A 7,887-nucleotide genomic window follows, 5' to 3' on the forward strand; every position below is an offset into this window, starting at 1 on the left:
TTCTGCAGCGAGTTCCTCATGCCAGGCTTCGGGGAAATAACGGAGGGCATTGCGCACGGCCAACTGCTTTTCCTCCCGGCTCAGGATATCTTTGCGGTTGGGGGCGTGACTTACTTCTAAGTTATAACTGGCCTGTGGGGGGAGTTCGGTGGGGATTCCCTGCAGAAGGGCCGACTGAAATGCGGACAGGTTCGTTGCTGTTTTCATGGCTTTCTTCAATTATTATCCGGGCATACCAGTTTCCCTTTTTTCCAGACCATCGCTGGCTTGAGGGACCCCTGGTGATAGAGTATTTCATTGTAGTGGGGAGTGGAGAAGATAAGGAAATCTGCAAGGTAGCCTTCCTGTAATTTGCCACGGTCCTCAAGCCCCAGGGCTGCAGCAGCCCGTAAGGTGATCCCTGCAAGGACTTCGGCATTGCTTAATTTTTCAAATGTACCCAGGACACTGGCCTGCGTGAGCAAATCCCCCATGGGAGCGGATCCCGGATTGTGGTCACTGGCAATGGCCAGGGCAATACCGGCATCCAGCAATTTCCTTGCAGGGGCAAAATCGCATCCAAGCCCCAGCGTGGCGCCTGGTAAGGCCGTGGCGATTACGTTGCTCCTGGCCAATAGCTGTATCTCTTTTTCTGTACTTGCCTCCAGATGGTCTGCGCTAAGGGCATTGAACTCGACAGCGATTTCAGTGCCGCCGGTGGAAAACTGATCAGCGTGGAGGGTGAGTTCAAAACCCATTTCCTTGGCCTTCCTCAAATACGGGCGAATGGTCTTCTGGTCAAAGGCTCCCTCTTCAATGAAAGCATCTATGCGCCTGCAGAGGTTTTCTTCCAGCAATTTCGGGAGTAATTCCCTGGCAATACTATCAAGGTAGGCGGCAGCCCCATTTGGATAATCCCTTGGGGTAATATGCGCTGCAAGACAGGTAGGGATAAGGTCCGGTGCCACTTCCTGATCCGCTTTTCTTATAGCCCGCAGCATTTTTAGTTCTTCGGGGACGCTCAGGCCATACCCGCTTTTTACTTCAATGGTGGTTACCCCATGCCGTAAATGCCGTTCTGCTCTCCGGATCACTCCTGAGGCAAGGGCGTCTTCTCCAGCGGCCCGTGTCTTGCTCACCGTATCCCATATACCGCCCCCTTTTTTGGCAATTTCCTGGTAGGTGGCGCCGGAATTGCGATAGGCGTAGTCATGGGCCCTGCTCCCTGCGAAGCAAATATGGGTATGGGCGTCTATCCAGCCGGGAAGGACAATACCCGGGCTATCTAAGGTTATGAGATCGGCCTGGAGCTGGTTTGCGACTTCCTTCAGTTCACTGTGTGGCCCTATGCGATAGATCCGTTCGCCTTCCAGAATAAGAGCCATATCTTCCCACACGGGAAGCTGAGCATCCAAAACAGGTCCTTTAAGCGGCAACCCACTCATGGGAAGTAACTGACTAACAGGGCCTATAAAAGTGTATCGGGACATGCGGTTCAATAGGTTTCAAATTCCTGTGTATAGGGGGTAGAAATGGATATTCGGGCTCTCTCCCGGGCTTTTTCTACAATGGTGATGATCACCTTATCACGGATCATCTCTATCCCTTTTTCAATATCATCACTAAAGACGCGATCTTCTTTGGCAAATTTCACCTGTTGCCGTACGGCCTGATGCACCTGCTCCAGAAGTTTACCTGATTTCAGCGGTTTTCTGAACTCGAAAGCCTGGGCAGCAGTAAGGAGTTCTATGGCCAATATTTTCTCGACATTTTCCAAAACCTGCAGGGCTTTTCGGGCACTAATGGACCCCATGCTAACATGGTCTTCCTGCCCCATGGAGGTGGGAATACTATCTGCACTTGCCGGAAAGCAAAGGCTTTTGTTTTCACTAACCAGTGCCGCAGCAGTGTACTGCAGGATCATATAGCCCGAATTGATACCGGTATCCTCCATGAGCAATTCAGGTACCCCGGGACTATTCCCTTCCAGTGCCAGGTATATCCTTCGATCAGAAATATTCCCTATTTCGGAAGCGGCCACGCAGGCGTAATCCAGAGCCATGGCAAGCGGTTGCCCGTGAAAATTCCCGCCGCTAATGGCTCCGTCCTGCCCAACAATAACCGGGTTGTCCGTAACGGCATTCAGCTCAATTTCCAAAAGATCTTTAAGATGCAGCCATGCATTCCGCGAGGCGCCATGTACCTGTGGGATACAACGGAGTGAATAGGGGTCCTGTACCCGTTCACAATCGACATGGTCCTCCAGGATTTCGGAACCTTTTAAAAGGGCATTGATCCTTCCTGCCACGTGGAGGGAGCCTTTATACGGCCTTAGTTTATGTAATTCCGGATCAAAGGGTTTTAGCGATCCTTGCAGCCCCTCGAGCATCATGGCCCCAATGATGTCTGCCTGGCTTAGGCAACTGTGCATTTTGGCAACCACCCGTACGGCATGGGCCGCAATAAACTGTGTCCCGTTGATTAAGGCCAGGCCTTCTTTCGGACCCAGTTCCAGGGGAAGGAGCTTGTTTTCCTTGAGCACTTTGTTTGCTTCGTGTACGGTATCACCATGGTATACCTTGCCAAGACCTATAAGTGGGAGGAAAAGGTGGGCTAAAGGCGCCAGGTCTCCAGAAGCCCCCACGGAGCCTTGTGAAGGGACCACCGGCATCATGTTATGTTCCAGGTGCCATAGGATACGATCAAGGGTAGGCTCAGCAATTCCAGAATACCCCATGGCAAGTGAGTGGACCTTTAAGATCAGCATTAACCTGGAAATATCGGGGGAAACCGGGGGGCCCACTCCCACACTGTGACTCTTCAGGATATTCTCCTGCAAAAGGCGGGTTTCAGCAGCCGATATTTTGGTAGTACACAGGGGGCCAAAACCCGTGTTGATACCATAAACCGGATCTCCCTTGGCAACCAGGAGTTGCACTCTTTTGTGACTTTCTCGGATACGTTTTCGCGCGGCTTCGGACAATACTCCGGTAGATTCACCCCTGGCCAGTGAAACGGCTATTCCGGCGGTGAGGCGATCTTCCCCGTATCGGAAAACACCTTCGGATTGTGCCATATGTTATTAATTGGTGTTATAAATGTACCCATTAAGTTTCAGATAAATTACCCTTCCCATCGGGAAAGTTATTTTGTGGCCAGTTTCAAAATATGATCTGGGTTGCTGTATCTTTGGACGGAAAAAATTTTGTTGTGATGCTATTAGATTTAATAAAGAGAAGACGTTCGGTTTTTCCTGTGCAATACAATGGAAAAGCCGTATCCAGGGAAGATATAGAAACTGTATTGGAAGCGGCCAATTGGGCCCCGACCCACAAAAAGACCGAGCCCTGGAGGTTTAAGGTGGTAACAGGCGAAGGATTGAAGCGATTGGGGGATTTTATGGCTGAGGTGTATCAGGCCACTGAAGAAAAACCCAAGCAGATGAAAATCAAAAAGCTTAGGGAGAACCCCCGTAAAGCTTCGGCTGTTATTGCAATCTGTATGCAAAGGGATGAGAAGGAACGCTTGCCGGAATGGGAAGAAATCGCTTCTACTGCCATGGCGGTCCAGAACATGTGGCTATACTGTACCGAGAAAGGTATTGGCAGTTACTGGAGCTCCCCCGGGATCATTTCCCGGATGGACCAGTTCTTTGATATGGCTCCCGGGGAACGCTGCCTGGGGTTATTCTATATGGGTTATACCGATATGGAACTCCCTGAAGGCATGCGCCAGCCTATTGCTGATAAAGTGGTCTGGCTGGATAAATAGGGGTTAGTTGAAATAGGGGAAAAGGGCTGCACGGTACTCCCAGGCCATCGATATAAATAACCCCAGGTAAATTATCGCCACCAGGAATTTCAGGAAGGTCCCGGTTAAGAAACCGATAAAGGATCCGAAAGCCGCTTTAAGGGCCGTTTTCTGATCGGCCTTATTGATAAGCTCCCCAATAAGCGCGCCTACGAAAGGCCAGATTACGATCCCGAAAATACCCAGCACAGGAAATAATATGGCCACCACAAGCCCCAGGGTCGTACCGATCATACCCGCCCTGCTCCCGCCAAATTTACGGGTACCTACCGCCGGTATGATATAGTCCATGGCAAATACCACCAGGGCAATTACAAAGGTAATACCCAAAAACCACCAGTCGTTGGGTACGGCGGAGGTCAGTACCAGGACCAATAACCCCAGCCAACTGAAAGGCGGGCCCGGTAAAACGGGCAGGAAGCTCCCGAAAACCCCGATCAGCATCAGGATAAATCCAATGACCAGTAAGAAGATGTCCATTTATGACTTTTATGTTTGACGAAGATACACAGGATTTGTTACAGCTTTGGCAGGGGTGAGTACAATAGTCCAGACGCGGTTAGTTGCTCAAAATATCGTAATTTCCGTGATCGAATATGTGATGTATGCGTGCCCTGGGTTCTTTCCTGTGCTTTTTCCTTTTGATCTCTTGCGAATGGTTTGCGCCGAGTGACACCAAAACCCGAAGGATAGTGGAACTGGAAATGCAGAGTATCAACTGGGAGGAGCTGGACCAGTATCCCTTATTTGAGAATTGTGACGAATTGGCTGGTAAAAAAGAGCAGAAGGCCTGTTTTGAAATGACGCTTCTGGATCATTTCACAAAAACCCTTTCGGATTTTGAATTCGTACTGGATACAGTAGTACAGGACACCCTCTATCTCGATTTTCTGGTGACCCGTGAGGGGGAAATACAGGTGCTGGACATAGAACAACATGAAAAAGTAGAACTACAGATCCCTGAATTTGAAGGCGTGCTGATTCAGAGCCTGAAAGCGCTTCCGCCACCACAACCGGGACTAAAAAGGGGCATACCGGTAAGTGCGAAATTCAGGATCCCGTTAATTATACAAACCGAACAGTGATTTGGGTATGGAGAAGATCATATTGGGAATAGACCCGGGAACCACGGTCATGGGGTTTGGGATTATCAAGGTAGTAGGCAAACAAATGGAGTTTGTCCAGATGAACGAATTGATCCTAAAGAAGTACGGGGACCCCTATACCAAACTCAAGGTCATCTTTGAACGCACCCTGGAGCTTATTGATACCCACCATCCGGACGAGATTGCTATCGAAGCGCCATTTTTTGGAAAGAATGTGCAGTCTATGCTCAAATTAGGCAGGGCACAAGGGGTAGCCATGGCAGCCGGCCTTTCCCGGCAGATCCCCATTACCGAATACCTGCCCAAAAAGATCAAGATGGCCATTACCGGGAATGGTAACGCCAGCAAGGAACAGGTGGCTAAAATGCTTCAGAGCACCCTTAAACTAAAATCACTGCCCAAGAACCTCGACAGCACAGACGGCCTTGCCGCTGCAGTTTGCCATTTTTACAACGCAGGAAGGCCTGAAGTTGGAAAATCCTACACCGGATGGGCGGCTTTTGTAAAGCAGAACGAGAAACGCATCAAGTCCTGAAGTTGAATTGCTGTGACCATATCAGATGAGCGGAATCTATATCCATATCCCCTTTTGTAAGCAGGCCTGTCACTATTGCGATTTTCACTTCTCCACACAACTCAAGAAAAAAAAGCCCTTACTGCACGCCCTTGTACGTGAATTGGAAATACGGCGCGATGCCCTTGGGGATACCCCTGTGGAAACCCTCTATTTTGGCGGAGGTACTCCTTCTTTAATGGATGCAGCCGAAATTTCCGAACTGATTGGCAGGGCCAGGGCCAACTTCAGCTTTGTGGATGATCCGGAAATCACCCTGGAAGTCAATCCGGATGATGTTCGTCCTGAGAAAGCCAGGCAATGGTCTGAAGCAGGGGTTAATCGTCTGAGCATGGGGGTGCAATCCTTCTTTGAAGAGGACCTGGAGTTCATGAACCGGGCGCATAATGCAAACGAGGCCAGGTTGGCCATGGAATGGGCCCGTGAACATTTCGATAATATCTCAATTGACCTGATTTACGGTTTCCAGGACCTGACGGAAGAAAAATGGCTGAACAACCTGAAGACAGCCTTGTACTATGAAATTCCCCATATTTCGGCCTACGCCCTGACTGTGGAACCCAGAACGGCCCTGCATGCTTTTATCGATAAAGGAAAGCTCGATCCCCCCGATGAAGCCCAGGCTGAGGTGCATTTCAGGATGTTAACCGATGTGATGGAATCTGAAGGTTTTGTACATTATGAGATCTCCAACTTCGGAAAGCCAGGTTATTTTTCACGAAACAATACCGCCTACTGGATGGGCACCCCCTATTTGGGGATAGGGCCTTCCGCCCATTCTTTTTACGGGAATAAACGCGGTTGGAATGTTGCCAATAACAGCAAATACATCAAGTGCCTCGAGCAGGGCATAGTACCTGTTGAGTATGAAGAGCTGACTGAACGAGATCGGTATAACGAGTACATTATGACCGGACTTCGCACCATCTGGGGCGTGTCTCTTTCCGAAATTGCCTCCCGCTTTGGTGATTCTTACACGCAGTATTTCTTGTCCAAACTCCCCACACATTTGTCAAGCAAACAACTCATGCAGGAAGGAGAAACCATATCGGCCACAGCCTTGGGGAAATTCTTTGTTGACGGGATAGCTGCCGACCTTTTTATGCTCGATTAAGGCAGTTTATCTGGAAGAATAATCCCTGCCCGGGTTGTTTCAAAGTTTGTACCTTCGCACTCGATTCTGATCCAAGCATATTTGTATGATTGCAACCTTACAATTCGGTATAAAGCCCATTAAAGTAGATCTGGCCAAACCCCTTGACATTTCCATCCCTATGGGAGGGGGAGCTTCTAATGTAAATGCCTGGAATGTAGGCCCCCCTGAGATCAAACCTTATACGGATGGAGAATTTATCGGCAGCGTGCAGGAAGGGGCCGCCGTTAATTTCAATAAGATCGAATGCCTTCCGCATTCCCATATTACCCATACCGAATGTGTGGGCCATATCACGGACAAAGTACATTCTGTGAATACCCATTTGCGTAAATATATTCATCTGGCCGAGTTGATTACGGTGGCCCCGGAAAAACAGGGGGAGGATTTTGTAATATCGGCCAAGCAATTGAAATATGCCCTTGGGAACAAAAAAAGGGAAGCGCTGGTGATCCGGACCCTCCCCAATACCCTCCAGAAGAAATCAGCCCAATATTCCCATACCAACCCACCTTACCTGCTTGAAGAGGCCGCTCGATTCCTGGCTAACAAAGGAATTGAACACCTGCTGATCGACCTTCCTTCTATAGACAAAGAACAGGATGAAGGGGCGTTGCTGGCCCACCGGGCATTCTGGAGAATGGATGGCGATATACGCTATGGGGCAACCATAACAGAGTTCATTTACGTGGACAACCAGATTGCAGACGGGACCTATTTGCTGGACCTGCAGGTGGCACCGGTTGAAAATGATGCCAGTCCGTCACGACCTGTGCTGTATGCCCCGTTGGCATAGGCTGCGTTAGCGGGCATTCTTCTTATATTTACTTCATGGAGAACAGTATAGAGATCATATTGGGATTACTATTGGGGGCGATCTTTATGTTCTGGACCTATACCTATTTCAGAAAAAGGAAGAGCAAGGAACTCACAGAACACCAGTCCACAGTGCTGCTTCAGAAGATACGAAGTGTATGCAAACTGATGACCATAGAGGGGGATTTTGCAGAGATCTACAGGTACGAAAATACCCGTCAGCATTTTATGAGCCTTTTTAGCAGCAAGAAAAGGGCCCTTATTGTGATAAATGCAAAGGCACAGATTGGATTCGACCTGAAAAAGGTAAAAATGCAGGCCAACAACGAGAAAAAGACCATCATCCTCACCAACTTTCCCGAACCGGAAGTGATGTCTATCGAACCGGAGCTGGAATTCTACGATATCAAGAATGGCCTGTTCAATAGTTTCCGGCCCAATGACCTCAC

General features: G+C 49.1%; 9 protein-coding genes and 1 pseudogene. 6 read left to right on the forward strand and 4 right to left on the reverse strand.

The window, feature by feature from the left end; genetic code table 11:
• From AC4E7D_RS08675 to hutH, 3 genes and pseudogenes are all read right to left on the reverse strand, one after another.
• A pseudogene (locus AC4E7D_RS08675) lies at window positions 1–207 on the reverse strand (urocanate hydratase); the annotation flags it as partial.
• Window positions 208–215: 8 nt separating this feature from the next.
• Window positions 216–1,469, reverse strand: coding sequence for an imidazolonepropionase (gene hutI / locus AC4E7D_RS08680; protein ID WP_490173411.1), 1,254 nt, complete (start codon window positions 1,467–1,469; stop codon window positions 216–218).
• A 5-nt stretch (window positions 1,470–1,474) separates the two neighbouring features.
• Window positions 1,475–3,055, reverse strand: a complete 1,581-nt coding sequence (gene hutH / locus AC4E7D_RS08685) for a histidine ammonia-lyase (RefSeq protein WP_490173412.1) — start codon at window positions 3,053–3,055, stop codon at window positions 1,475–1,477.
• A 137-nt stretch (window positions 3,056–3,192) separates the two neighbouring features.
• On the opposite strand from hutH, the gene AC4E7D_RS08690 reads away from it, so the two are divergent.
• Window positions 3,193–3,750 (forward strand): nitroreductase family protein, encoded by a 558-nt coding sequence (locus AC4E7D_RS08690; protein ID WP_490173413.1) that lies wholly within the window; start codon window positions 3,193–3,195, stop codon window positions 3,748–3,750.
• A 3-nt stretch (window positions 3,751–3,753) separates the two neighbouring features.
• Here the strand turns inward: AC4E7D_RS08690 and AC4E7D_RS08695 are convergent, their stop codons facing one another.
• Entirely contained in the window at window positions 3,754–4,269 is a 516-nt protein-coding gene (locus AC4E7D_RS08695) for a DUF456 domain-containing protein (protein ID WP_490173414.1), read from the reverse strand.
• Between the two features lie 125 nt (window positions 4,270–4,394).
• Between AC4E7D_RS08695 and AC4E7D_RS08700 the strand changes: the two genes are divergently transcribed.
• From AC4E7D_RS08700 to AC4E7D_RS08720, 5 genes are all read left to right on the forward strand, one after another.
• Window positions 4,395–4,874 (forward strand): hypothetical protein, encoded by a 480-nt coding sequence (locus AC4E7D_RS08700; RefSeq protein ID WP_490173415.1) that lies wholly within the window; start codon window positions 4,395–4,397, stop codon window positions 4,872–4,874.
• A 1-nt stretch (window position 4,875) separates the two neighbouring features.
• The gene (gene ruvC, locus AC4E7D_RS08705; RefSeq protein WP_490173416.1) at window positions 4,876–5,430 is read left to right on the forward strand and encodes a crossover junction endodeoxyribonuclease RuvC; all 555 of its coding nucleotides are present in this window, start codon (window positions 4,876–4,878) and stop codon (window positions 5,428–5,430) included.
• Window positions 5,431–5,455: 25 nt separating this feature from the next.
• Window positions 5,456–6,583 carry a radical SAM family heme chaperone HemW gene (hemW, locus tag AC4E7D_RS08710; protein ID WP_490173417.1) on the forward strand — a complete coding sequence of 376 codons (1,128 nt, stop codon included), beginning with the start codon at window positions 5,456–5,458 and terminating at the stop codon, window positions 6,581–6,583.
• 85 nt (window positions 6,584–6,668) lie between these two features.
• On the forward strand, window positions 6,669–7,418 hold the full coding sequence (locus tag AC4E7D_RS08715) for a cyclase family protein (RefSeq protein ID WP_490173418.1): 750 nt from the start codon (window positions 6,669–6,671) through the stop codon (window positions 7,416–7,418).
• Between the two features lie 35 nt (window positions 7,419–7,453).
• Window positions 7,454–7,887, forward strand: a 434-nt coding sequence (locus AC4E7D_RS08720) for a DUF4230 domain-containing protein (protein WP_490173419.1), incomplete at its 3' end; no start/stop codon positions are given.

Source organism: Lentiprolixibacter sp. (genome assembly GCF_982873095.1).